Source organism: Pseudomonas sp. 44 R 15 (genome assembly GCF_900004965.1).
Lineage (GTDB): Bacteria > Pseudomonadota > Gammaproteobacteria > Pseudomonadales > Pseudomonadaceae > Aquipseudomonas > Aquipseudomonas orientalis_A.
The window spans coordinates 50363-75058 of record NZ_CVTU01000064.1; the positions used below are offsets into that span (position 1 = coordinate 50363).

At 61.1% G+C, this 24696-nt stretch carries 25 protein-coding genes and 1 riboswitch; of the genes, 9 read left to right on the forward strand and 16 right to left on the reverse strand.

Going from position 1 to position 24696, the window contains the following annotated elements; all coding sequences use genetic code 11:
• Positions 1-104: 104 nt before the first annotated feature.
• The 4 genes from BFP93_RS07485 to BFP93_RS07500 all read right to left on the reverse strand — a co-directional run bounded on the left by BFP93_RS07485 (position 105) and on the right by BFP93_RS07500 (position 6815).
• Positions 105-1469, reverse strand: a complete 1365-nt coding sequence (locus BFP93_RS07485) for a DUF1329 domain-containing protein (protein ID WP_065885816.1) — start codon at positions 1467-1469, stop codon at positions 105-107.
• Positions 1470-1511: 42 nt separating this feature from the next.
• Positions 1512-3371, reverse strand: coding sequence for a DUF1302 domain-containing protein (locus BFP93_RS07490; protein ID WP_065892624.1), 1860 nt, complete (start codon positions 3369-3371; stop codon positions 1512-1514).
• Positions 3372-3705: 334 nt separating this feature from the next.
• A complete protein-coding gene (locus BFP93_RS07495) occupies positions 3706-5388 on the reverse strand; it encodes a fatty acid--CoA ligase (RefSeq protein WP_065892625.1) in 1683 nt (560 codons plus the stop codon).
• 794 nt (positions 5389-6182) lie between these two features.
• Entirely contained in the window at positions 6183-6815 is a 633-nt protein-coding gene (locus tag BFP93_RS07500; RefSeq protein ID WP_065892626.1) for a LysE family translocator, read from the reverse strand.
• 84 nt (positions 6816-6899) lie between these two features.
• Between BFP93_RS07500 and BFP93_RS07505 the strand changes: the two genes are divergently transcribed.
• The 3 genes from BFP93_RS07505 to BFP93_RS07515 all read left to right on the forward strand — a co-directional run bounded on the left by BFP93_RS07505 (position 6900) and on the right by BFP93_RS07515 (position 9739).
• Positions 6900-7865 (forward strand): 2-hydroxyacid dehydrogenase, encoded by a 966-nt coding sequence (locus tag BFP93_RS07505; RefSeq protein ID WP_065892627.1) that lies wholly within the window; start codon positions 6900-6902, stop codon positions 7863-7865.
• 30 nt (positions 7866-7895) lie between these two features.
• The gene (locus tag BFP93_RS07510; protein WP_065892628.1) at positions 7896-8894 is read left to right on the forward strand and encodes a class I SAM-dependent methyltransferase; all 999 of its coding nucleotides are present in this window, start codon (positions 7896-7898) and stop codon (positions 8892-8894) included.
• Positions 8895-8945: 51 nt separating this feature from the next.
• Positions 8946-9065, forward strand: a riboswitch (yybP-ykoY riboswitch).
• 89 nt (positions 9066-9154) lie between these two features.
• The gene (locus tag BFP93_RS07515; RefSeq protein WP_005784895.1) at positions 9155-9739 is read left to right on the forward strand and encodes a TMEM165/GDT1 family protein; all 585 of its coding nucleotides are present in this window, start codon (positions 9155-9157) and stop codon (positions 9737-9739) included.
• A gap of 157 nt (positions 9740-9896) precedes the next feature.
• Here BFP93_RS07515 and BFP93_RS07520 read toward each other — a convergent pair whose 3' ends face one another.
• From BFP93_RS07520 to BFP93_RS07535, 4 genes are all read right to left on the reverse strand, one after another.
• The gene (locus tag BFP93_RS07520) at positions 9897-10715 is read right to left on the reverse strand and encodes a M48 family metallopeptidase (protein ID WP_065885810.1); all 819 of its coding nucleotides are present in this window, start codon (positions 10713-10715) and stop codon (positions 9897-9899) included.
• A gap of 122 nt (positions 10716-10837) precedes the next feature.
• The gene (locus tag BFP93_RS07525; protein WP_065892629.1) at positions 10838-11458 is read right to left on the reverse strand and encodes an SOS response-associated peptidase; all 621 of its coding nucleotides are present in this window, start codon (positions 11456-11458) and stop codon (positions 10838-10840) included.
• Between the two features lie 37 nt (positions 11459-11495).
• Entirely contained in the window at positions 11496-11756 is a 261-nt protein-coding gene (locus BFP93_RS07530; protein ID WP_065885808.1) for a putative signal transducing protein, read from the reverse strand.
• 11 nt (positions 11757-11767) lie between these two features.
• Positions 11768-11950 (reverse strand): CPXCG motif-containing cysteine-rich protein, encoded by a 183-nt coding sequence (locus tag BFP93_RS07535; protein ID WP_065885807.1) that lies wholly within the window; start codon positions 11948-11950, stop codon positions 11768-11770.
• A gap of 132 nt (positions 11951-12082) precedes the next feature.
• Here BFP93_RS07535 and BFP93_RS07540 point away from each other — a divergent pair, with 132 nt between their 5' ends.
• The gene (locus tag BFP93_RS07540; RefSeq protein ID WP_170876029.1) at positions 12083-13246 is read left to right on the forward strand and encodes a 1-acyl-sn-glycerol-3-phosphate acyltransferase; all 1164 of its coding nucleotides are present in this window, start codon (positions 12083-12085) and stop codon (positions 13244-13246) included.
• A gap of 74 nt (positions 13247-13320) precedes the next feature.
• Here BFP93_RS07540 and BFP93_RS07545 read toward each other — a convergent pair whose 3' ends face one another.
• On the reverse strand, positions 13321-13569 hold the full coding sequence (locus tag BFP93_RS07545; RefSeq protein WP_065892631.1) for a hypothetical protein: 249 nt from the start codon (positions 13567-13569) through the stop codon (positions 13321-13323).
• 184 nt (positions 13570-13753) lie between these two features.
• Here BFP93_RS07545 and BFP93_RS07550 point away from each other — a divergent pair, with 184 nt between their 5' ends.
• A complete protein-coding gene (locus BFP93_RS07550; protein WP_065885804.1) occupies positions 13754-13963 on the forward strand; it encodes a hypothetical protein in 210 nt (69 codons plus the stop codon).
• A 57-nt stretch (positions 13964-14020) separates the two neighbouring features.
• Here the strand turns inward: BFP93_RS07550 and BFP93_RS07555 are convergent, their stop codons facing one another.
• Positions 14021-14605: a YajG family lipoprotein gene (locus BFP93_RS07555; protein WP_057724591.1), complete on the reverse strand. Its 585-nt coding sequence runs from the start codon at positions 14603-14605 to the stop codon at positions 14021-14023.
• Between the two features lie 182 nt (positions 14606-14787).
• Between BFP93_RS07555 and BFP93_RS07560 the strand changes: the two genes are divergently transcribed.
• Entirely contained in the window at positions 14788-15021 is a 234-nt protein-coding gene (locus BFP93_RS07560; RefSeq protein ID WP_065885803.1) for a hypothetical protein, read from the forward strand.
• A gap of 702 nt (positions 15022-15723) precedes the next feature.
• Positions 15724-17262, forward strand: a complete 1539-nt coding sequence (gene mqo, locus BFP93_RS07565; RefSeq protein WP_065885802.1) for a malate dehydrogenase (quinone) — start codon at positions 15724-15726, stop codon at positions 17260-17262.
• Positions 17263-17365: 103 nt separating this feature from the next.
• On the opposite strand, the gene BFP93_RS07570 is transcribed toward mqo, so the two are convergent.
• The 3 genes from BFP93_RS07570 to BFP93_RS07580 all read right to left on the reverse strand — a co-directional run bounded on the left by BFP93_RS07570 (position 17366) and on the right by BFP93_RS07580 (position 18789).
• Positions 17366-17653: a PA4642 family protein gene (locus BFP93_RS07570; RefSeq protein ID WP_065892632.1), complete on the reverse strand. Its 288-nt coding sequence runs from the start codon at positions 17651-17653 to the stop codon at positions 17366-17368.
• Positions 17654-17760: 107 nt separating this feature from the next.
• Positions 17761-18228 (reverse strand): WbuC family cupin fold metalloprotein, encoded by a 468-nt coding sequence (locus BFP93_RS07575; protein ID WP_065892633.1) that lies wholly within the window; start codon positions 18226-18228, stop codon positions 17761-17763.
• A gap of 3 nt (positions 18229-18231) precedes the next feature.
• Entirely contained in the window at positions 18232-18789 is a 558-nt protein-coding gene (locus BFP93_RS07580) for a hypoxanthine-guanine phosphoribosyltransferase (RefSeq protein WP_065885799.1), read from the reverse strand.
• A gap of 163 nt (positions 18790-18952) precedes the next feature.
• On the opposite strand from BFP93_RS07580, the gene upp reads away from it, so the two are divergent.
• Positions 18953-19591: a uracil phosphoribosyltransferase gene (gene upp, locus BFP93_RS07585; RefSeq protein WP_003188608.1), complete on the forward strand. Its 639-nt coding sequence runs from the start codon at positions 18953-18955 to the stop codon at positions 19589-19591.
• A 2-nt stretch (positions 19592-19593) separates the two neighbouring features.
• The gene (locus BFP93_RS07590) at positions 19594-20868 is read left to right on the forward strand and encodes a uracil-xanthine permease family protein (RefSeq protein ID WP_065885798.1); all 1275 of its coding nucleotides are present in this window, start codon (positions 19594-19596) and stop codon (positions 20866-20868) included.
• Between the two features lie 512 nt (positions 20869-21380).
• Here BFP93_RS07590 and hisC read toward each other — a convergent pair.
• The 3 genes from hisC to hisG all read right to left on the reverse strand — a co-directional run bounded on the left by hisC (position 21381) and on the right by hisG (position 24519).
• Positions 21381-22433, reverse strand: a complete 1053-nt coding sequence (gene hisC, locus BFP93_RS07595) for a histidinol-phosphate transaminase (protein WP_065892634.1) — start codon at positions 22431-22433, stop codon at positions 21381-21383.
• Between the two features lie 3 nt (positions 22434-22436).
• Positions 22437-23756: a histidinol dehydrogenase gene (gene hisD, locus BFP93_RS07600; RefSeq protein ID WP_065892635.1), complete on the reverse strand. Its 1320-nt coding sequence runs from the start codon at positions 23754-23756 to the stop codon at positions 22437-22439.
• A 127-nt stretch (positions 23757-23883) separates the two neighbouring features.
• Positions 23884-24519, reverse strand: coding sequence for an ATP phosphoribosyltransferase (hisG, locus tag BFP93_RS07605; protein ID WP_003188599.1), 636 nt, complete (start codon positions 24517-24519; stop codon positions 23884-23886).
• Positions 24520-24696: the final 177 nt, after the last annotated feature.

Sequence of the window (24696 nt, forward strand, 5' to 3'; positions counted from 1 at the left end):
GGAGGGAGCTTGCTCCCGATGGCGGTGGGTCAGTCAATACATGCATCGACTGTCGCGCCGCTATCGGGGGCAAGCCCCCTCCCACATTTGAGGATCAGCGCAGGTTAGCGAACGCCGTCCTGGCGCAGGGCTGCCGGGGTGAAGTCGCTGGTGGTGGCGGTGAAGCCGAAGTCATACGCCTGCTTCTCTTCGTTCTTCATGCCCAGGGCCAGGTAGCGGCCGGACTGCAAGTCGTAGAGGGTTTCCAGGGCATACCACGGCACTTGCTTGTCGTAGTAGTTCTCGGCATGGGCTTCGGCGACGCGCCACAGTTGGCCACGGCCGTCGTAATGGTCGATCACCGCAGCTTGCCAGGTGTCCTCGTCGATGTAGAAGTCACGTTTGGCATAGATGTGGCGCTGGCCTTCCTTCAAGGTCGCGACCACATGCCAGACGCGGCGCAGCTCGTAGCGCGTCAGGTCCTGGTTGATGTGGCCGGCCTTGATGATGTCGGCGTATTTCAACTTCGGATCGTCGATCTTGTAGCTGTTGGCGGCGATGTAGATTTCCTTCTTGCCTTCCAGTTTCCAGTCGTAGCGGTCCGGCGCGCCGTTGTACATGTCGAGGTTGTCGGAGGTGCGCAGGCCATCGGCGGCCGTGCCCGGCCCGTCATAGGACACCTGCGGCGCCCGGCGCACGCGGCGTTGCCCGGCGTTGTAGACCCACGCCGAACGCGGTTCCTTGACCTGGTCCAGGGTCTCGTGCACCAGCAGCACACCACCGGCCAGACGCGCCGGCGCGGTGACTTGCTGCTTGAAGTAGAACAGTACGTTGCCGGGGTTTTTCGGGTCGAAGTCCTTCATTTTGTCGCGGAACACGAATTGGTCGCGGAAGTACACCAGGCTGTAGGAACCGTTGGTTTGCGGGGTGGCCTGGGTCACCAGGCGCGTGACGCTACCGCCGCGATAACGGGTGATGTGGTTCCAGATCACCTCGACGCCGCTTTTCGGAATCGGGAACGGCACCGCCGTCTCGAAGTTTTCCAGGCCGTTGCCGCCGGACACCAGGTTGGTCGTGGTGGCGTTTTTCTTGATGGAGGCGAACACGTCAGCCGGCACCGTGGCGCCGCGATGAGTCGGGTACACCGGCATCTTGAAGCTGTCCGGGTAACGCTTGAACATCGCGTACTGCCCGGGGGCCAGTTTGTCTTTGTATTGCTCGACGTTCTGCGCGGTGATGGTGAACTGCGGTTGTTCGCTGGCGTACGGGTTGGCCAGGAAACCCTTGGCATCCACCGCCCCTGCGTTCACCGGCATCGGTGACCATTTGGGGATGGTACCGGCCGCGTTCCCGGCCATTTCGGCGCCCATCGGGGTCAGGCTGGTGCCCAGCTTGGCGGCTTCATCCGCCGACACCGCCGCCATGACGTTGCTCGCCAGGATCGACAGCCCAAGCACACCCACGTGCAACAGACTTTTAGTTATTTTCATGTTCTGGACTTCCTGAATACATACCACTTGAAAAGAGTGTGCTTAGAAGTTGGCGCCGAAGCTCAGGGCGACGAAATCGCGGTCATTCACCGTGCTGAACTTGCCACCAAAGAAGTTGGTGTAGGCCAGGCTGGCGGTGTAGGTGTTCTGGTATTCGGCATCCAGGCCCAGGCTGACCGCCTTGCGCCCCTCTTCGAAGTTGCCGCCGGGGCCTGGCGAGTAACCTTTGACGTCATGGGACCAGGCCACGTTGGGCTTGAGGTTGACGCCGGCGAACACGTCCGGGTATTCCCAGATGGCACGGGCGCGGTAGCCCCAGGACGTTGCGGTGGTGTAGCCGTCGTTGTTGCAGTTGGTGTTCAGGCCGGCTGCGTTGGGCAGGCCCGCACCGGTTGCGGTTGAATTGTTGAGGGCGTTGCAGAACCCACCTGGCAAGCTGCCAGGGCCAAAGACCGGGTCGCGGCCATAGCGGGCCTGGGATTTGCTTTCCAGGCCACCCACATGGGTCACGCCGATTTCACCGACAGTGGTCAGGCGGCTGGCGCCCATCACCTGGTCGAAGAAGTGCGTGAAGGTGGTCTGGAACTGGGTCACTTCCTTGCGGTTGTAACCGTGCAGGTCCTGGCCCGGCGTGCCCTTGAGCACGGACGCATTGCCAAAGCCCGGGATCGGCGTGACACCGGCGAACAGAATGTCGGTGGTGCTCAACTGCACCGGCGCATTCGGCCGGTAGCTCAACTCACCGCTCCACGCGGTGCCGGTGGGCAATGTGGTGGAGAAACTCAGACCGTAGAGGCGGATATCTTCCGGATACTCGACGAAGTAGTTCGAACTGCCCGCCACGATCAGCGGACGCAATGCCCCCAGCGGGCCCAGCGGACGGGTGTAGGCTGCCGATGGCGCGCCCTGTGCGCTGAAGATCGGCGCACGGCTGTGGTAGTTCATGAAGTAGGCGCCGAATTCGGTATCCAGCGGCTCGAAGTTATAGTGCATGGCCACGCCGAACTGGCCGCTGTCGCGGGCATCACGGTCCGGGCCACGGCGCACGAGTACGCCTTCGCTGTTGACGTCCACACCCAGCGCACCCAGGGTCGGCAGCGCTGCGGCAGGGATGGTCGAGCGCTTGTTCAGTACCCGCAGGTTGTTGCTGCAGCCGTCGGAAATCACGTCCGGCTGCGAGAAGAAGGTGCCGCAGTTGTCGGTGACGGTCTGGTCCCATTCCAACTGGTAAAACGCCTCGGCCGACAAGTTATCGGTCAGCGTCTGCGACACGTAGAACATGTTGACCGGAATCAGGCCTTCCTTGATCTCGGCCCCCGGACGACGAAACGCCGACACGTCGATCGGGTTGATCGAGTTGATACCGCCGCCAATGAAGGTACTCTCGCCCCAGCTCACGACCTGCTTGCCGAAACGCACGGAACCCGGCGCGTCGGCGATCGAATAGTTGTGGTAGACGAACGCATCGAGGATCTGCCCGCCGGAAGACTTGGCGCCTTCCTTGCGGTTGTTGTCGCTGATGTCCTTGAACGGACGGCTTTCGTCCTTGAGTTCAAAGTCGTACCAGTACTTGCCACGCACAAACACACCGGTGTCGCCGTACTTCAGTTCCAGGTCGTGGATGCCCTTGAAGATCTTCGAAAAGGTTTCTCCGCGCTTGAAGTTCAGGTGGCCGTCATCGGAGGTCTGGGACAGGCCCCTGCCGCCGTTGTTGGCGCCGATCAGGTCGCGATTGGCCTTGGACGTGCTCCAACTGGCGCCTACCGACAGGGATGAGTCAAAACTCCCTTCGATTTCACCAATGTTGAAACTGACGCCGAATGCGGGCCCGGCGAGCGTAGAAGCGAGACTGACGGCCAGGGGCAGACGTGCCCGGCGCCAGAACTGGTTTACTGAGGTCATCGACGCTACTCCATGTGCATTTTATTGTTATGGCAGTGAGCTCTTTCGGAAGATGCATGTAACGGCCGGGATACAACGATTCCAATGCCGAGCGACAACCGGGCCACCTTCACCCGAAGCGCAACATCCGCGAAAAACTCTGGAAGGGACTATAGCCAGCAGGGGGTAGTGCTTGATCCCTCTAAAGTGTGATTTGCATCACCAACCCGTCTGCCCCGACCCTTTCGCCACGTCGACGAAAGCCGACGCGGCAAGGATGGCTGAAATTCCACAAATCACAAGTAAAGGCCTGAGATAGAGCATTGCCGCCCCCGAACGGGGACGGCAAGCGGCGTCACAGGGTCGACAGGAACGTGCTGTTGTTGGCCTGCCATTCGATGATGTCGATACGGATACGTTTTTTGTCGAGCTTGCCGACGCTGGTCTTGGGAATTTCAGTAACAACGGCGATCTGGCTCGGAATCGCCCACTTGCTCAAGTGGCCCAATTCAACGAACGGCTTGAGGTGTTCCTTGAGCTCACGAGCCCCTATCACATGGCCATCACGCAACACCAACAGGGCAAACGGGCGCTCGCCCCACTGCGGGTCGGCAATGCCCACCACCGCTACTTCGCGTACCGCCGGGTGGCGGCTGACCAGGTCTTCCAGGGCCAGGGACGAGACCCACTCGCCACCGGTCTTGATCACATCCTTGATGCGGTCACGGATATCGATCACGCCGAACGCATCCAGGGTGGCGACATCACCGGTGTGCATCCAGCCACCGGCCCACAGCTCGGCGCCCTTTTGCGGCTCGTTGTAATAGCCCTCGGTGAGCCAGGGTGCGCGCAGTACCAGCTCGCCCTGGGATTCGCCGTCGGCAGGCAGGAAGTTGCCATCGGTGTCCATGATCGCCGCCTCCACCAGCGGCCCGGGCACACCGGCCTTGATCCGATAAGTGGTGCGTTCGTCTTCGCTGCCGGCCATCAGCTCGTCATTGAGATGAGCACAGGACACCAGCGGCCCGGTCTCGGACATGCCGTACGCAGCCGTCAACTGAATGCCACGGGCCTTGGCGGCTTCGTACAGCGAACGGTTGAGGGCGCTGCCGCCGATGACGATTTTCCAACCGCCGAAATCCACGTCCTGGGCGGCCTTGGCATTGAGCACCATTTGCAGGATGGTCGGCACGCAATGGGAAAAAGTGACCTTTTCCTTGCGCCATAGCTCCACCAGGTATTCGGGGTCGTAGCGGCCGGGGTAGACCTGCTTCAAACCTAGCATGGTCGCCACGTAAGGCAGGCCCCAGGCGTGCACGTGGAACATCGGTGTGATGGGCATGTACACGTCGTTGGTGCCGAGCAAACGCACACTGTCGACACTGCCCATGATGGTCGCCACGCCGATGGTGTGCAGCACCAGTTGGCGATGGGTGAAATACACGCCCTTGGGGTTGCCGGTGGTGCCGGTGGTGTAGAAGGTGGTGGCCACGGAGTTCTCGTCGAAATCCTCGAAGTGGTACGTCGGGCTCGCCGCCGCCAGCAGGGTTTCGTACTCGCCCACCAGGTTGGGCAGGTCGGCCGTCTTGCTGTCGCCGTCGGTGATCAGCACGGTCTTGTCGACGCTGGTGAGCTGCCCGGCGATCGCCTGGTAAAGCCCCACGAACTCGCTGTTGACCAGCACAAAGCGGTCGTTGGCGTGGTTCATGGTGTAGAGGATCTGTTCCGGCGACAGGCGCACGTTGATGGTGTGGATCACCGCTCCGATCATCGGGATGGCGAACATGCACTCCAGGTAACGGTGGCTGTCCCAGTCCATCACCGCCACCGTGTCACCGGCCTTGACCCCGGCTTCGGTCAGCACATTGGCCAGGCGCGCGACGCGCTCGATCAGCGTCGGGTAGGTGTAGCGCAGTTTGTCGCGGTAGATGATTTCCCGGGTTTTCTCGTAACGCGCCCCGGACATCAACAGGCGTTTGATCAACAGCGGGTATTGGTAAGCGCCTTCGGCGGGTGGGATAACACGGGTCTGCAACATACGACTCCCTTTTATGACTGCGCGGTCTTGGCGTGAAGACCTGCACTTTAGAGAGGTTATGTTGCAGCTAAATCAGCCAAAGGAATGATTTGCAGGGTCCGGTAAATGCTAGCTTTTAGCCATGATCTCGGACGCATGCAGATCCAATGTGGGAGGGGGCTTGCCCCCGATGGCGGTGTTTCAGCCAAGTATTTATTAGCTGATCCACCGCTATCGGGGCATAGGTATCTATACAGCTTTGATATGACACCGACATGTGGCGAGGGAGCTAGCTCCCGATAGCGGCCTCTGGGCCGACCAGGATGTTGGTGTCGATCCCGGTCCAAATGTGGGAGGGGGCTTGCCCCCGATGGCGGCCTCAGAGCCGACCAGGATGTTGGATTGGACCGAGTACGTATCCGTTTCTGCGGTAACGGCCACTTAGGGTTCCGCCCTGACGGCGGGTCACTTTGGAAAAGCCCCAAAGTAACCAAAGGGCTCATGCCCCACCACTCGGCACCTCGCCAATGCTCGGTGTGCCCGAACGCAGGCTTGAATCCGTGGGCCGCCGCAATGGGCCATCCATGGCCCAGTGCGGCTAACCCGGCGTCCTGCCGGGTTACCCACGGATTCAAGCCTGCGTTCGGCCAGCGTGGTTTAACGGGGCGCCTGAGATCAAGATCAAAAGCCAGATCAAGAGCGGCTCGCTTCGCATCGTGGTTGCGGTTGGGTGCTACGCAGGTGTGTCGATACCTATGGCTATCGGGGGCAAGCCCCCTCCCACATTTTTTACCGTGCCCGCTCAAGGGCAGCGATTACTTCATGCTCGTGAACGCCAACTTCACCCCAATCGCAATCAACACCGCGCCCATGGTGCGATCGAACCAATGCCCCATCTTCGCAAACCCGGCGCGCACGCGCTGCTGGCTGAACAGCATGGCCACCAGGCAAAACCACAGCGCTGTCGCCACCGCGAGGTACACGCCATAACCGGCCTGCACCGCCAGCGGTGTGTGCGGGTTGATCACCACGGTGAACAGCGAGAGGAAAAACAGCGTGGCCTTGGGATTCAAACCGTTGGTCACAAAACCTGCGGTAAACGCGCCACGCGGGGTGCGCTCGCCCACCTCGCGATGCAGCTCGCCTTCCACCGGTGGCTTGGCCGGTTGCGCGCGCAGCGCCTTGAAGCCGATATACAGCAGGTACGCCGCCGCCGCCCATTTCAATGCATTGAACAGCACGATGGACTGGGACACGATCAAGCCGATGCCCAGCAACGAGTAACCAACGTGGAGGAAAATCGCCGAACCGACGCCCAGCGCAGTCCATGTGCCGGCGCGACGGCCATGGGTCACGCTTTCACGCACCACTACGGCGAAGTCAGGCCCGGGGCTGGCGACCGCCAACAAGTGAATCAAAGCTACGGTCAAAAACTCGGCGACGTACATGCTCACTCCATTAAGTAACGGATTATTTCATCTGATAGGCTCAGCAGATTACGCCTTCGAACTTCGCCGCAAAAGGTACAGTTGATGATGAACAAGCGCCGCGCCGTTTTCCTCGATCACCCCTCCCTGGACCTCGGCGACCTCGACCTCAGCGGATTGCGTGACTGCTTCAGCGAGCTGCAGCTGTGCGAGCAGACCACGCCGCAGAATGTGCGCGAACGCTTGCAGGGTGCTCAAGTCGCCATCACTAACAAAGTCCCGCTCAGCGCCGAGATCCTGGCGGCCTGCCCCGACCTCAAGCTGCTCCTGGTGTCGGCCACCGGCACCAATAACATCGACCTTGAAGCCGCCCGCGCCCAGGGCATCACCGTGAGCAACTGCCAGGGCTACGGCACGCCGTCGGTGGCCCAGCACACGATCATGCTGCTGCTCAACCTGGCCACGCGCTTGAAGGACTATCAGCACGATGTGGCAGCCGGCAAATGGCAGCAGGCCAGGCAGTTCTGCCTGCTGGACTACCCGATTGTCGAGCTGGAAGGCAAGACGCTGGGCCTGCTCGGCCATGGCGAACTGGGCAGTGCCGTGGCACGTCTGGCCGAAGCCTTTGGCATGCGCGTGGTGCTGGGCGCGATTCCCGGGCGCCCTGCCCGCGCCGACCGCATGCCGCTGGATGAACTGCTGGGTCAGGTGGACGCGCTGACCTTGCACTGCCCGCTCAACGAGCACACCCGCGACTTTATCGGGGCGCGCGAACTGGCCTTGCTCAAGCCCGGCGCGTTTATCGTCAACACCGCACGCGGCGGCTTGATCAACGAACAGGCCCTGGCGGATGCATTGCGCAACGGCCACCTGGGTGGTGCGGCCACCGATGTGTTGAGTGTCGAGCCTCCGGTAAACGGCAACCCGCTGCTGGCCGGTGATATTCCTCGGCTGATCGTCACGCCCCATAATGCCTGGGGCAGCCGTGAAGCGCGGCAGCGGATCGTCGCGCAATTGCGCGAAAACGCCTTGGGCTTTTTCAACGGTGCCCCGCTGCGCGTCGTCGCTTGATAAACTGCGCCCCTTTTCAAGGAGCAGACCATGGATCCGCGCAGTGAAGTACTGCTTCGCCAGGCCGAACTTTTTCAAGGCAACCTGCTGCTGGTCGGTTTGCCTGCCGACGATTTGCTCGGACGCCTGCCCAACGCCCACGGCTGGAGCTGGCACGCCGGCGATCAGGCGGCGTTGGAGGCGCGTTTTCCCGAGCGCAGCCAATTCGGCGTGAAGGTGCCCGAACGCGCATTTGAGGCCGCGGTGATTTTCCTGCCCAAGTCCAAGGACCTCACCGACTACCTGCTCAACGCCGTGGCCGCGCGCCTGCCCGGCGCCGAGCTGTTTCTGGTGGGCGAAAAAAAGGCCGGCATCGAAAGCGCCGCCAAGCAGATGACCCGTTTCAGCAAGCCGCGCAAGCTGGATAACGCGCGGCACTGCCAGCTCTGGCAGGTCACGGTGGGCAACGCGCCGCAAGCGCCCGATCTGGATAGCCTGGCGCAGACCTTCGAGGTACCGCTGGTCGACGGGCCGCTCAAGGTGGTGAGCCTGCCGGGCGTGTTCAGCCATGGTCGCCTGGACCGGGGCACCGAGCTGTTGCTGGAACACCTCGACAAGCTGCCCAGCGGACATTTGCTCGACTTCGGCTGCGGCGCCGGCGTATTGGGAGCAGCGGTGAAACGTCGCTACCCGCACAACACCGTGACCCTGCTTGATGTGGACGCCTTCGCCGCCGCCAGCAGCCGCCTTACCCTGGCTGCCAATGACCTGGAAGCCGAAGTACTGACCGGTGATGGCATCGACGCCGCACCGATGGGTTTGAACGCGATTTTAAGCAACCCGCCGTTCCATGTCGGGGTGCACACGGATTACTTCGCCACGGAAAATCTGCTGCGAAAAGCAGGCAAACATCTGGCAAAAGGCGGCGAACTGCGCCTGGTCGCCAATAGCTTCCTGAAATACCAGCCGCTGATCGAAGAGCATCTGGGCATCTGCGCGATCAAGGCCGAGGGCAATGGTTTTCGCATCTACCGGGCCAAGCGTCCCTGACGGGCGTTTGAAAAAGAACGCTTGCCGAATGGGTTTTGCCTAGGCAGAATCCGCAGCGTCCTAGGGGAGTAGTCTCCCACGAGCGCCATGCTCGTCCGGCATACGTCAACATACTTGGTCAGCAGACCATGGCGTATGCGACCCAGGAGTCCGCACAGACGGACCGGGGTCTGACAAGACCTATGACACGCACACCTTACCCGGGGCGGGAAGGCTGTACGTGTCATAGCCGTGTCGACCCGCCCCTGGAAACCTACCTGATGCTGGATTCATTGCTCGTACCTACCGCAATCGTTGCCCTGGCCGAAATCGGCGACAAGACGCAACTGCTCGCACTCATTCTCGCTGCCCGCTTTCGCAAGCCCTGGCCCATCATCGCCGGCATCGTCGCCGCGACCCTGGCCAACCATGCGGCTGCCGGCGCAGTGGGAGCCTGGTTCGGAAGTTTCTTCTCCGACGCGGTGCTGCACTGGATTCTCGCGGCAAGCTTCTGCGCCACGGCGCTGTGGACCCTGGTGCCGGACAAACTCGACGATGACGAAGCCAGCACCACGCGTAAGTTCGGACCGTTCCTGACCACGCTGATTGCGTTCTTCCTCGCGGAAATCGGTGATAAGACCCAGATCGCCACGGTGATGCTGGCGGCCCAGTATCCGGAATTGTGGCTGGTGATTATCGGGACCACCCTGGGCATGTTGATTGCTAACGTGCCGGTGGTGCTGGCGGGGAATTTTGCGGCGGAGAAGCTGCCGTTGACGTTGATTCGGCGTTTGGCGGCTACGGCGTTTTTTGTACTGGCGATTGTGGCGGTGTACAAGGCCATGCAGAGCAGTGGCTGGATCTAAGGAACCAGGGCTGTAAACCCAACCCAATGTGGGAGGGGCGGTGCGACGATTCGACTTGCTCCCGATAGCGGTGCTTCAGCTAAGCATTCCTCAGCTGACCCACCGCTATCGGGGGCAAGCCCCCTCCCACATTTGGATCTTTACCAGGCTTGGAATATCAGGATTTCTTGGCCTGTTGGTACAGCGGCATGACCTTCGGAATCGCCGCCTGCAATGACGCAATGCGGCTGTCCGATGCCGGGTGAGTGCTCATGAACTCCGGCGGCGCGCCTTCCGAGGCCTTGGCCATCTTGTTCCACAGCGTGATGGCCGCGTTCGGGTTGTAACCGGCGCGGGCGGCCAGTTCGAGGCCGATCAGGTCGGCTTCGTTCTCATTGCTGCGGCTGTTGGGCAAGGTCATGCCGTAGTTGGCCACGGTATCGGCCAGCGCCAGGCTGTCCTGGCCGAGCCCGAATATTGCACCGGCGCCCTGTTTGGCCATTTCGATACCGTAGGCCTTGGACATGGCTTCGCGGCCGTGTTCGCGCAAGGCGTGGGCGATTTCATGGCCCATCACGGCGGCGAGTTCATCATCGGTGAGCTTGAGATTATCGATCAATGCGCTGTACACCAGGATCTTGCCACCCGGCCCGCAGTTGGCGTTCATCTCGTCGCTCTTGATCAGGTTCACTTCCCACTTCCATTGCGCCGCATCCGGGCGGAAGGTCGGTGCCTGGGCGATCAGGCGATTGGCAATGGCCTGCACGCGCTTGGCGTTGGCGCTGGTCTTGTCCAGAATCCCTTTGCCACTGGCCTCGCCCAGGGTCTGCTGGTAGGACTGGGCGTACATCTGGTCGACTTCCTGGCTCGACAGCATGCTGAACATGTACTGCTTGCGCTCAACCCCCACCGCGCCGCCGCTGGTAGTGTTGACCGACTGACACCCGGCCAGCAGCATCGCTGCAACCAACCCACTTACCGCCAATGACTTCTTCATGAACACGCTCCCTGGAAACATGGCGCGTATCGTAGGCGGACATTTGTATCCGCGCCAGATACATCAGACGTTTAACGGGTGTATTTCGGATCGATCCCACGTGCCGGCCGATAAGCTCAGGCTCAAGCCGGGGTCAGGCACTCCGGCCCGTTGAGCTTGGGATCGTTGACCATATTGGCCAGCACCCGCTCGCGCAACGCGGCAGGCTCAGCGGCCAGCAGACTTTGCAGCACATGCAGCGGCGTCTCGGGGTCCAGCCAGGCGGCCTGCCCCGCCTCGTCCAGGATCAACGGTCGGCGCTGGGCCTGCGCCGCTTGAGTGATGACCGCCGTGCTCAACCACACCTGCTCCTGCACCGGGTACGCTTCCCAGATCGCCGCAAAAAACAGCGTGGAGCCTTCCCCCGGTGTCAGCCAGTATGGGCGCTTGCGCTGGGTGCCGCGCCATTCGTAAAACCCGTTGGCGGGCAGCAGGCAGCGGCGCTGGCGGAACGCTTCGCGAAACATCGGCTGTTCGGCCACGGTTTCGGCGCGGGCGTGGGCGGGTGTGCGGGAGAGGTCGGTGAGCCACGGCGGTGTGAGCCCCCAGCGCGCACGCGCCAGGCTGAGCTGGCCATCGATGGCACGCTGGATCAGCACCGAATCATTGGGGGAGATATTCCACTGGGCCTGCTGGTCGGCCGGGAAACCCGGCAAGGCAGCAAAGGCGGGGTTCCAGCGAAACAGGGCATAACGTCCACACATGGGGCAACACGACTCTTGGGGTAAACCGACCGACAGCCTAACAGACCAATACGTCGGGCAAGCTGTCGGCGTCATCAAAGGGTAAGGGCTGCGCGTCGTTATAGGCGGTTATGAGCTCGCGTGCGCAAGCGGCTTGATCATTATCGACCTCCAGTCCCAGCAAGCCGAAGATCGGCAGCTCACCCGTGCCACCGAGCAAATGGCGACCCACCAGGTGCGCCTCGATGCCTTCGCTGGCAAGCATCTGTTGCAGCAGCTCGCCTTCCATGAGGTTTTCCGGTTCGTAGATTCGCTGCATGGATATACCTGTCAGTCATTCTCGCTGCGGGTTTCGAGCATCCACTCTTCACCATGGACCTGCAGGTCGAAGGTGATCGGTCGGCAACACACCTGGCAGTCCTCGATATAAACCTGATCACCGCCGGACAAATCCACCGTCGTTTCGACCGTTTCCCCACAATAAGGACAATCGTACAGCGCAGTTTCCAGCATCGCAGTCTCCCAGGTGACTTGTGCGTATAATCGCCGGTCTATTGACAGGGCTATTGCCGGCTGAGCCCGTTTACTCACGCCGCCCCTGGTATTTCCTTTACTTACCCTAGCCGTTTCTAACAAGAGAGCATGATGGGCGAATTCGATACCATCCGACCTTACAACGACAGCGAAGTCCCCGCAGTACTGGACCGGCTGTTCAGTGACAAGGCCTTTCTGGACATCCTGACTCACTTTCGCTTCCCGCGCTTTGCCGGCGCGCTGGGCTGGCTGCTCAAGCCGATGATCGCGCGCAAACTGCGCCGTGAGTTCGCCGGCGTCACCACCGTGGCGACGCTGCAGGATAAAGTCGAGTATTACGTCGACCATACCATCGACCGCGCGACCGACGGCGTGACCTACACCGGCGTCGAGCAATTGAAGTCCGGCACCGCCTACCTGTTCCTGGCCAACCACCGTGACATCGTGATGGACCCGGCCTTCGTCAACTACGCCGTCTACCATGCCGGCCTGCCGACGCCGCGCATCGCCATCGGCGACAACCTGCTGCAGAAACCGTTTGTCAGCGACCTGATGCGCTTGAACAAGAGCTTCATCGTGCACCGCTCGATCACCGGGCGAAAGGAAAAGATGGCGGCCTACCAGTTGCTGTCGGCCTACATCAACCATTCGATCCGCAACGACTGCCAGTCGATCTGGATCGCCCAGGCGGAAGGCCGGGCCAAGGATGGGGATGATCGCACCGAATCGGCGATCCTCAAGATGTTCCACGTCAGCCGTAAGGACGAGCCGTTCGCCGAAGTCATCCAGTCGTTGAACCTGACGCCGGTGTCGATCAGCTATGAATATGATCCGTGCGACGCCGCCAAGGCCCGCGAGTTGTATATCCGCGCCACCACCGGCACCTACAGCAAGGCGCCGGGCGAGGATGACGTGAGCATTGCGCTGGGCATCACCGGCTACAAAGGCCGGGTGCATGTGAATTTCGCGCCACCGATTACCGAGCGCTTCGAGGACACCAAGTTGCTGGCGGTCGAAATGGACCGGCAGATTCTGGGCGGTTATCGGCTGTTCCCGGTGCACTACCTGGCTTACGCCCAATGGAACGATGCAGACCCGCAACTGGACGTGCCCAAGGCCGAAGACGTATTCCCGGCCGATGAGCTGGCCAAGGCGAAAGCCGAGTGGGAACGGCGTCTGAACGAATGCCCGTCCGAGCATCGTCCGTACCTGGTGACGCAATACGCGACGCCGGTGCGCAATCAATACCGGGTCAAAGCCGGGATCCCTCTGTAGACTTCGATCAAAATGTGGGAGGGGGCAAGTCGAATCGTCGCACCGCCCCTCCCACATTTGAATCCCAAGTGTTCCTAGAAGTGGGTACTGAGCCAGGAAATGGCCAGCGCCCACCCCAGCATAGCGAAGCCGACACGGTAAGCCTGGCGATGCGCCCGTTCGGTGCGCGTGTCCAGAAACAACATCGGCTGGTCAATGGCGCGTTCTTCACTTTGCGCGGTGAGTTCGGCCATCGCCCGTTGCGCCCGCAGGCGAGTGATGAACAGCAGTATGGCGCCGCAGCAGGCAACCATCAGGGCAACAGCATTGATCAGCAGCGCCATCGCAAAACCTCGGCGAAACAGTATTCGGGTATCGGTCCAGATACGAACCTGAACGATAGTGGCTCCCTGCGCCTTTAAAGCTCCCTCCCCGTTGACGGTTTAATGTATCCAGTAATTTACAGCGTCACCTGAACGTCACCTTAACAGGCCACTCTGTTGCCCTTCGACGCTTGAGGAGCTTGTCATGCTGCACGCGCAAAACCAGGACCGGCTGTATCTGATCGCCCCGAGCGATGAACAGGAAGCCCTGATCGGCGGCCTTGCCTTCAATGTCCAGGACCGCCATTGGCTGGTGTATTGCGCCCTCGCCGGGCACCCGCATGCCGACTTGCCGGAACTGGATTTACTCACGGGCGTGAGCATGCTGGATTTCTACGTCGATACCGCCGCCTGAAAGCGACAGGCATAAAAAAACCGGGCTCAGCGATGAGCCCGGTTTTGCGTGAACAGCTTATTGCGAACTGAGCAACTGGCCGATGCTTGGGTCCTTGAACAGTCGGGTCAAGGCATCGCTGAGCACGTCGCTGACCAGCTTGGTGTTGGTTTCCTGGTTCGGCGACATGCCGAAGCGCTGGTTGAGGGAGGCGGCATAGCGGCCGCTGTAGCGACGGGTACCGGCGCTGACGTCGGACTTGAAGGTAGCGCCGATGGACGCTTCGGTCACATACAGGCCTTCCTTGGGCGACTGGTATTTCAGTTCGGCCAGGGTAACGGTCAGTTGCGGCGCACCGGGCGAATTGGTCGGGGTAAAGCCCAGCAGGCGCACAGCGGCTTCAGCCTGGGCCTGCAGCTTGGGCAGCACGTCCTGGCCGGTCACCGAAATCAGCGCGGTCTCCGGGTACAGGCCGCCACGCGAACCGAGGGTCGGTGACGGGCGACCGTCCACTACACGCACCGATACAGGCTGGCCGTGACCGACCGGGGCCAACTGCGCCGTGACTTTAGGTTGCGGGCTGAGTTGTTGCGGGCTGTTGGCGCAGCCAACCAAAGCCAAACTGGTCACAGTGATCAAACCGAACAACAGGCGTTGCAACATACTCATTTCTCCAGGACTAGGCGCACACAGGCCGCCAGTATAACGGTGCACGCGCATCACCCACCAGCGATCCTGAACCGCAGCTGAAGACATCGGCAAATTACAATTTCCCATCAAAACGTCATTCCCCTGTCATGCCAGACTGACAACCTTCAAGCATGTAACGCAACCGGTACACAGCCATGCGCCTTCTCAAGTCACTGTTCCTGTCACACAGCCGCCACCGCCACTTTGCGCTGCTCGATGCCCACGGTCATTGCCTGGCGTTCAAGCAATGCAGCCTGCCGCCCGTCGGTGAAGGCTGGGTCGAAGTCGCGGAGACGCATCTGGGCTGGATGCACCGCCCGCTGCCGGCCAGTGCCAGGGTCAGCCCTCAGTTTGTACGCGCACAATCGCACCAAGCGTTGGCCTCCTGACCGGCGCACTAATAAAAGTCATAAAACACGCCCATTTCCCTGGCGTTCTTCGCTACAATCTCCCCCCGATTATAAGGACGTCTCCTGATCGGGCCCCGCAGCATCGTTATTGCCTCGGCATTAACCTCCAAATCGCCCACAGAGAGCCGCCCACACAGATCGAGTGAAGCTGGCGTGCTTGCTGTTTCCTGTGCAAACCACCCGTCTTTATCGAATCTGCCAGAGCTGCCATTGCGCTCGGCCACTTGAGTTGTTTGCCCGTTTTGCGGGCCAGGTGCCAGGCTGGGGCAGCCCTTTTTTGAGGTTCACGTCTTCAAAAGAGCGTGAAAAAAACGGGTTTTCACAACTTCACAAGAGTGTGGCGAGCAAATGAATAGTTTGGCGTTTGTACAAGCACCATCAGCGTCTGAAACAGCCCAACACAGGACCGAGCGTTCCTCAATAACCGGAGCTTGAGCCTGTCCGCTACGGATTGGTTGCACGAATCGCACGCTTTGACCATAAGTCGAATTGCCACAGGCGCCCATGAATGCGTTCATAGGCAGATTAGCCGGGCAGGAAGCGTGCGCTGAAGTTGCAAAGAATTGCGAAACGGACATGGCGATCCTGGCCATGGGTAACCTGGGGCAACACGTGAACCGCCCCGTCACTCCTGGCAGCCATGCCGTCAATTTGGTGCTGCAGATTTTGGAGACGCGTTAAATGGCGCATAACGAAGCAGTCGACGTAGTTCTGGTAGGGGCCGGCATCATGAGTGCCACCCTGGCCGTACTGCTCAAGGAGCTCGACCCCGGCCTCAAGCTGGAAGTCGTTGAGCTGATGGACTCGGGTGCCGCGGAGAGTTCCAACCCGTGGAACAACGCCGGTACCGGCCACGCCGGGCTCTGTGAGCTGAACTACACGCCGCAGGCCGCCGATGGTTCCATCGACATCAAGAAAGCCGTGCACATCAACACCCAGTTCGAGGTATCGAAGCAGTTCTGGGCGTACCTGGCCAAAAAGGGCACCTTTGGCTCGTGCAAGTCCTTTATCAGCCCGGTCCCGCACTTGAGTTTCGTGCAGGGCGACAACGGCGTTGCCTTCCTCAAGAAGCGTTTTGAAACCCTCGTCCAGCACCATGCGTTTTCGGACATGCACTACACCGAAGACCGCAGCGAGATGGCCGAGTGGATGCCGCTGATGATGCCGGGCCGCCCGCTCGACGAAAAAATCGCCGCCACCCGCGTGATCAATGGCACCGACGTCAACTTTGGCGCCCTGACCAACCAACTGCTCAACCACCTGACCAGTTCGCCGGACGCTCAGGTCAAGTACTGCAAGCGCGTCACCGACCTCAAGCGCAATGGTGCGGGCTGGACCGTCAGCATCAAGGACGTCAACAGCGGCAACAGCCGCGAAGTGGATGCCCGCTTCGTGTTCCTCGGCGCCGGTGGCGCGGCCCTGCCGCTGCTGCAGGCTTCGGGCATCGAAGAAAGCAAAGGCTTCGGCGGTTTCCCGGTCAGCGGCCAGTGGCTGCGCTGCGATAACCCGGAAGTGGTCAAGCAGCACCAGGCCAAGGTCTATAGCCAGGCGGCCGTGGGTTCGCCACCGATGTCCGTGCCGCACCTGGACACCCGCGTGGTGGATGGCCAGAAGTCGCTGTTGTTCGGCCCCTACGCGGGGTTCACCACCAAGTTCCTCAAGCACGGCTCGTTCCTGGACCTGCCGATGTCGATCCGCGCCGGCAACATCGGCCCGATGCTGGCAGTGGCTCGCGACAACATGGACCTGACCAAGTACCTGGTCAGCGAAGTGCGCCAGTCCATGGAGCAGCGCCTGGAATCCCTGCGCCGCTTCTACCCCGAAGCGAAAGCCGAAGACTGGCGCCTGGAAGTGGCCGGCCAACGCGTGCAGATCATCAAGAAGGACCCGAAGAAAGGCGGCGTGCTGCAATTCGGCACCGAGCTGGTTGCCGCCGCGGATGGTTCGCTGGCGGCGCTGCTGGGCGCCTCGCCGGGCGCTTCAGTGACGGTGTCGATCATGCTGGATTTGATCGAGCGCTGCTTCCCGGAGAAAGCCAACGGTGAATGGGCGACCAAGCTGCACGAGATCTTCCCGGCGCGCGAAAAAGTGCTGGAGACGGATGCCGAGCTGTATCGCACGATCAATACGCAGAACAACATCAGCCTTGAGCTGGTGGAACCTGTAGGAGCGAGCTCGCTCGCGAAAAACGTCAACGATAACGCAGCGCAAGTGGATTAACGCGGCGCTCTCAGGTTCTTCGCGAGCAAGCTCGCGCCTACCGTTAAAAGCGAAACGCCCCGGACTCTTATGAGGCCGGGGCGTTTTTTATTGCTTCGGCTAATCAGCCGCGAGCGTTGTCGATCAGCGCGATGTACTCGGCGGCGTGGCGCTGGTCCTTGATCAGGTCGACAAAGGTCTGGCCATGCTCGTCCTTGCCGTCCAGGTCCAGGCCAGCTTCCTTGAAGAACCCCAGGAAGCGCTCGAAGTCGTCGATACGCAGGCCGCGATAGGCCTTGATCAGTTTGTGCAGGGACGGAGAAGTCGCATCGACCGGCTCGAAGTTCAGGAACAACTTGATCTGGTCGTCGCCGATCTCGTCACCGATCACCTGTATTTTATCTTTACGCATTACCGACTCCAGCCTGCAGACATTGACACGGGGTTTGAAGTCTACCTGTGGTGCACAGGCTTCGAAAGCGTTGAAAAGCCCCCTCCCACATTTGGATTTTGGTCAGTTCAATCGAACTGCGCGAGCATCCAGCGTTGGTAGTCGGCCACACCGGCATCGCCTTCGCGCGGTGCCCAGGTGGCCAGCTCACCCTCACCCACCGGCCGATAAGGCCCGGCCTTGCATTCGAACATCACCGTATCGGGTTCCAGCACCGCCAGGCCATGGAATACGCCGGGCGGCAGGTCGACGCCCGCGCACTCGCCGCCCGCCTGCATGACGCGCTTGGCGAGGACTTCACCGGTTTCGCTGAATATCAGCAAACCCAAGCGGCCCTTGAGCACCAGCAAGGTTTCCGCCTTGTCCGCGCTCAGGTGCCGATGAGGCGGCACATAGGTACTCGGTTGCAGGGCCACGGCGAGGCGATGACACGGTTCTTCCATCTGGTGGAAGTTGTGATGGTGCCGGCCACGGGGGCTGTCGCCCGCTTTCTCGGCCAACTCTGCAAATAAGGTCTGATCAAGAAAACGGGCCATCGATTACATTCCTTTAACGGCGTAGATGCCATTGGCGTTACGCCAGTAGCCCTTATAGTCCATGCCATAACCGAAGATATAGCGGTCGATGCACGGCAGCCCGACGAAATCGGCTTTCAGCTCGGGGCGCGCCTTGCGATCGTGGTCTTTGTCGATCAGCACGGCGGTGTGCACTTTACGCGCGCCGGCATGTTTGCAGAAGTCGATGATCGCGCCCAGGGTATGCCCTTCGTCGAGGATGTCGTCGATGATCAGCACGTCACGGTCGATAAACGACACTTCCGGCTTGGCTTTCCAGAACAGATCGCCGCCACTGGTTTCGTTGCGATAGCGGGTGGCGTGCAGGTAAGAAGCTTCCAACGGAAATTGCAGATGGGTAAGCAATTTGCCGGCGAAGATCAGGCCACCGTTCATCACGCAAAAAACCACTGGGTTGGTGTCGGCCATTTCGCGGGTGATGTGCGCGCCGACCTTGGCAATCGCTGCTTCGACTTGCGCTTCGGTGTACAGGCAGTCAGCCTCGTGCATGATTTGACGGATATGCTCGAGATCAGCGGACATGGCGCTCTCCAGGGGGTGCTGTGGCAAGAAAAGCGGGCGAAGGTACGCTTCTACTGCGCTCCAATCAAGCCTTTATGGACTAACGTACTTGATGTCTATAGGACAACACCCTCGGATAGATTAATCTAGGCCGGTTTTTTTGCCCGCCGCCGGAGCCTTTCCCATGCCCACTCGCGAGATCCGCCACCCGCTGATCCGACACAAACTCGGCCTTATGCGCCGCGCCGACATCAGCACGAAGAACTTCCGTGAGCTTGCTCAGGAAGTCGGAGCGCTGCTCACTTATGAAGCCACCAAGGATTTGCCCCTGGAGACCTACGAGATCCCCGGTTGGGCCGGTCCCGTACAAGTGGAGAAAATCGCCGGTAAGAAAATCACCGTGGTCCCGATCCTGCGCGCCGGTATCGGCATGCTCGAAGGCGTACTCAGCCTGATCCCGGGCGCCAAGGTCAGCGCCGTAGGCGTGGCCCGCAATGAAGAAACCTTGCAGGCCCACACCTACCTGGAAAAACTCGTCCCGGAAATCAACGAGCGCCTGGCCATGATCATCGACCCGATGCTCGCCACCGGCAGTTCCATGGTCGCCACCATCGACCTGCTGAAAAAAGCCGGTTGCCGCGACATTCGCGCCATGGTGCTGGTGGCCGCCCCCGAAGGCATCGCCGCCGTCGAGAAAGCGCACCCTGACGTGCAGATCTACACCGCCTCCATCGACGAACGCCTGAATGAACACGGCTACATCATCCCGGGCCTGGGCGATGCCGGTGACAAGATCTTCGGCACCAAGCAGAAGGACGCGTGACCATGCAGGATGAATTCAACGACCCGCTTTGGCGCCAGATCCTGTCTGGCGCACAGATGCTCTTCGTAGCATTTGGCGCGCTGGTGTTGATGCCGCTGATCACAGGTCTTGATCCAAACGTCGCACTGTTCACCGCAGGCCTGGGCACGTTGTTGTTCCAGGTGGTGACGGGACGGCAGGTGCCGGTGTTCCTGGCATCGAGCTTTGCGTTCATCACCCCGATCATTCTCGCCAAGGGCCAGTTCGGCCTGGCGGCGACCATGGGCGGGGTGATGGCGGCGGGTTTCGTCTATACCTTCCTGGGCCTTGCCGTGAAGGTCAAAGGCACCGGTTTCATCGACCGACTGCTGCCGCCGGTCGTCATCGGCCCGGTGATCATTTCCATCGGCCTGGCCATGGCGCCGATTGCCGCCAATATGGCCATGGGCAAGTCCGGCGACGGCGCCGAGTTGATCCACTACCAGACGGCCATGCTGATCTCGATGCCCGCCCTGCTGACCACCTTGATCGTGGCCGTGTTCGGCAAGGGCATTTTCCGCCTGGTGCCGATCATCTCCGGCGTGCTGGTGGGTTTTGCCATGTCGTTCTACTTCGGCGTGGTCGACACGGCGAAGATCGCCGCCGCACCGTGGTTCGCCCTGCCCCACTTCACCGCGCCAGAGTTCAACTGGCAGGCGATCCTGTTTATCGTGCCGGTGGCCCTGGCCCCTGCGATCGAACATATCGGTGGCGTGATTGCGGTAGGCAGCGTGACCGGTCGCGACTACCTGAAGAAGCCCGGCCTGCATCGCACCTTGCTGGGTGACGGGATTGCCACGACGGCCGCCGGCCTGTTTGGCGGCCCGCCCAATACCACCTACGCCGAAGTGACGGGCGCGGTGATGCTGACCAAGAACTACAACCCGAAAATCATGACCTGGGCCGCCGTATTCGCGATCAGCCTGGCGTTCATCGGCAAGTTCGGCGCGCTGCTGCAAAGCATTCCGGTGCCGGTGATGGGCGGGATTCTGTGCCTGCTGTTCGGCTCGATTGCGGCGGTGGGGATGAATACGTTGATCCGCCACAGGATCGACCTGGGTGAAGCGCGCAATCTGGTGATTGTGTCGGTGACCCTGGTGTTCGGGATTGGTGGTGTGCTGGTAGGCACCGGCACCGGCCCGGACGATTTCGGCCTCAAGGGCATCGCCCTGTGTGCGGTGGTGGCGATTGGTTTGAACCTGCTGCTGCCGGGCAACGATGGCTGGAAGAACAAGAAACCTGACGAACCGCTGCTCTAACTAAATGCGGGAGGGGGCTTGCCCCCGATGGCAGTGTGTCAGTCAATACATCTATTGACTGACACACTGCCATCGGGGCCTAGGTATCTACACAACTCTGTAACGCTCAACCGTAACCACGATGCGCAGCGAGTCGCTCTTGATCTTGATCTGCTTTTGATCTTGATCTCAGGCGCCCCGTTAAACCACGCTGGCCGAACGCAGGCTTGAATCCGTGGGTAACCCGGCAGGACGCCGGGTTAGCCGCACTGGGCCATGGATGGCCCATTGCGGCGGCCCACGGATTCAAGCCGGAGTGAGGGCACACCGAGCCTAAGCGAGGTGCCGAGTGGTGGGGCAAGAGCCCTTTGCTTACTTTGGGGCTTTTCCAAAGTGAGCCGCCGTCAGGGCGGAACCCTAAGTGGCCGTTACCGCAGAAACGGATATGTACTCGATCTGATCCAACATCCTGGTCGGCACAGAGGCCGCCATCGGGGGCAAGCCCCCTCCCACATTTTTATCTCCAGTGTGGCTTAGAGCTCGCCCAGGCCATCAATCAGCGCCTGGTTCTGCTCCGGCGTTCCGATGCTGATCCGCAGGAACTGGGCAATCCGTTCCTGCTTGAAGTGCCGCACGATCACACCCTGCTCACGCAACCTGGCCGCCAGGCCGGCAGCGTCGTGTCGCGGGTGACGAGCGAAGATGAAGTTGGCCGCTGACGGCAGCACTTCGAAGCCTTTATCTTCCAGTTGTGCGACCACCTTGTTGCGGCTGTCGATCACCCATTGGCACGTCTTCTCGAAGTACTCACGGTCCTCGAACGCTGCCGCCGCGCCTGCAATCGCCAGCCGATCCAGCGGATAGGAGTTGAAGCTGTTCTTGACCCGCTCAAGCGCCTCGATGAGGTCCGGGTGGCCCACGGCCAGGCCCACCCGCAAACCGGCCAGTGAGCGCGATTTGGACAGGGTCTGGGTCACCAGCAAGTTGGGGTAGCGATCCACCAGGCTGATGGCCGTCTCGCCGCCGAAGTCGATATAGGCTTCATCGACCACCACCACCGAGTCCGGGCTGGCCTTGAGGATCTGCTCCACGGCGTCCAGCGCCAGCACGCAGCCGGTCGGCGCGTTCGGGTTGGGGAAAATGATCCCGCCGTTGGGCCGCGCATAGTCGGCCACGCGAATCTGGAACTGCTCGTCCAATGGCACCGCGTCGAAGGTGATGCCATACAGGCCGCAATACACTGGATAGAAGCTGTAGCTGATATCCGGGAACAGCAGCGGCAGGTCGTGCTGGAACAAGCCGTGAAAGATGTGCGCCAGAACTTCGTCGGAACCGTTGCCGAGGAAGACCTTGCCCGCATCGATCCCGTAATGGCTGGCTACGGCCTGCTTGAGCAGGTCGCTGTTGGGGTCCGGGTACAGACGCAAGTTGTCGTTCAACTCGGCCTGCATCGCCGCCAGCGCCTTGGGCGATGGGCCGTAGGGGTTTTCGTTGGTGTTGAGCTTGACCAGTTTGGTCAGCTTCGGCTGTTCACCGGGCACGTATGGCACCAGATCCTTGACGAAAGGGCTCCAGAATTTACTCATGCCTTATTTCCCCTCTTCAAGAATGCGGTATTCAGCACTGCGCGCGTGGGCGCTCAGCGACTCGCCACGGGCCAGCACCGACGCGGTCTTGCCCAGTTCGGACGCGCCCTGGGGCGAACAGAAGATGATCGACGAGCGCTTCTGGAAGTCATACACCCCCAGCGGCGACGAAAAACGTGCGGTGCCGGAGGTCGGCAGTACGTGGTTCGGGCCTGCGCAGTAGTCGCCCAGGGCTTCACTGGTGTGGCGCCCCATGAAGATCGCGCCGGCGTGACGAATCAACGGCAGCCAGGCCTGTGGATCCGCGACGGACAGCTCAAGGTGCTCCGGCGCGATACGGTTGGCCACTTCGATGGCTTGCTCCATGTCGCTCACCAGAATCAGCGCGCCGCGGCCATTGATCGATTTCTCGATGATCTCGGCGCGCTCCATGGTCGGCAACAGCTTGTCGATGCTGGCGGCAACCTGGTCGAGGAAGTCGGCGTCGGGGCTGACCAGGATCGCCTGGGCGTCTTCGTCGTGCTCGGCCTGGGAGAACAGGTCCATGGCGATCCAGTCCGGGTCGGTCTGGCCGTCACACACCACGAGGATTTCCGAAGGCCCGGCGATCATGTCGATACCGACCTGGCCGAATACATGGCGCTTGGCGGTGGCCACGTAGATATTGCCCGGCCCTACCACCTTGTCGACCTTCGGCACGCTTTCAGTGCCATAGGCCAGGGCAGCCACTGCCTGGGCGCCGCCGATGGTAAACACCCGGTCGACGCCGGCGATGCAGGCGGCGGCCAATACCAGTTCGTTGAGTTCGCCACGCGGGGTTGGCACCACCATGACCACCTCGGTCACCCCCGCCACTTTGGCCGGGATCGCGTTCATCAACACCGACGACGGGTACGAGGCTTTGCCGCCCGGCACATACAGGCCGGCGCGGTCCAGCGGCGTGACCTTCTGGCCCAGCACGGTGCCATCGGCCTCGGTGTAGCTCCAGGAATCCTGCTTCTGTTTTTCGTGATAGCTGCGCACCCGCGCCGCCGCCACTTCCAGCGCTTCACGCTGGGGCGCAGTGATACGCGTCAGGGCCAGTTCCAGGCGTTCACGGGGCAGGATCAGGTCGGCCATGGACTTGACGTCCAGGCCGTCGAACTGACGGGTGAAGTCCACCAGTGCCGCATCGCCGCGCTCGCGCACGGCCTTGATGATGTCGAGCACCCGCTGGTTGACCGAGTCGTCGGACACGCTTTCCCAGCTCAGCAGATGATCCAGATGATGGGCGAAATCCGGGTCGGCAGCGTTGAGTCGGGCAATTGCAGTGGACGTGGTCATAGCGAGGGCCTCATAGGATTGGCAAAAAACTCAGGCGCCCTAAACTACCGTTCGCTCCGCTTGGGCACCTGAGAATTCTGGCTATGAGGCGGATAGACGGGCGCAGCCTTTGGGCTACGCGGGTGAGTCAACCGCGGTGTCGAGACTCCACTGCCTTGCGCAGGGTGTCGATCAACGCCTGGATACGGGCGTGCTGCATCTTCATCGATGCTTTGTTGACGATCAGGCGCGAGCTGATGTCGGCAATGAAATCCTGGGGTTCGAGACCGTTGGCGCGCAGGGTGTTGCCGGTGTCGACCACGTCGATGATCTTGTCGGCCAGGCCGATCAGCGGCGCCAGCTCCATCGAGCCGTAGAGCTTGATGATATCGACTTGACGGCCTTGTTCGGCGTAGTAGCGTTTGGCGACGTTGACGAACTTGGTCGCCACGCGCAGGCGGCCCTTGGGTTCGACATCGCCGACACGGCCGGCGGTCATCAGTTTGCACAGGGCGATACGCAGGTCCAATGGCTCGTAGAGCCCCTGGCCACCGTATTCCATCAGCACATCCTTGCCGGCGACACCCAGGTCGGCGGCGCCATGTTCAACATAGGTCGGCACGTCGGTAGCCCGCACGATCAGCAGGCGCACGTCGTCCTGGGTCGTGGGGATGATCAGCTTGCGGCTCTTGTCCGGATTCTCGGTCGGCACGATGCCCGCTTCAGCCAGAAGCGGCAACGTGTCGTCAAGGATGCGGCCCTTGGACAGTGCGATGGTCAACATGGGAAATGTCAGTCCTTCATCAGGCTATTGCTGTCCGGTCGCAAACGGCGCCAGACACAGATCGAGGCCGTTACAGCCTCGATTTGAAACAAACCAGTGTGTGTGTAGGAGCGAGCTTGCTCGCGAAGAACGTCAACGATAACGCGTTCACTCAGAGTCAACGCGGTGTACATGAGT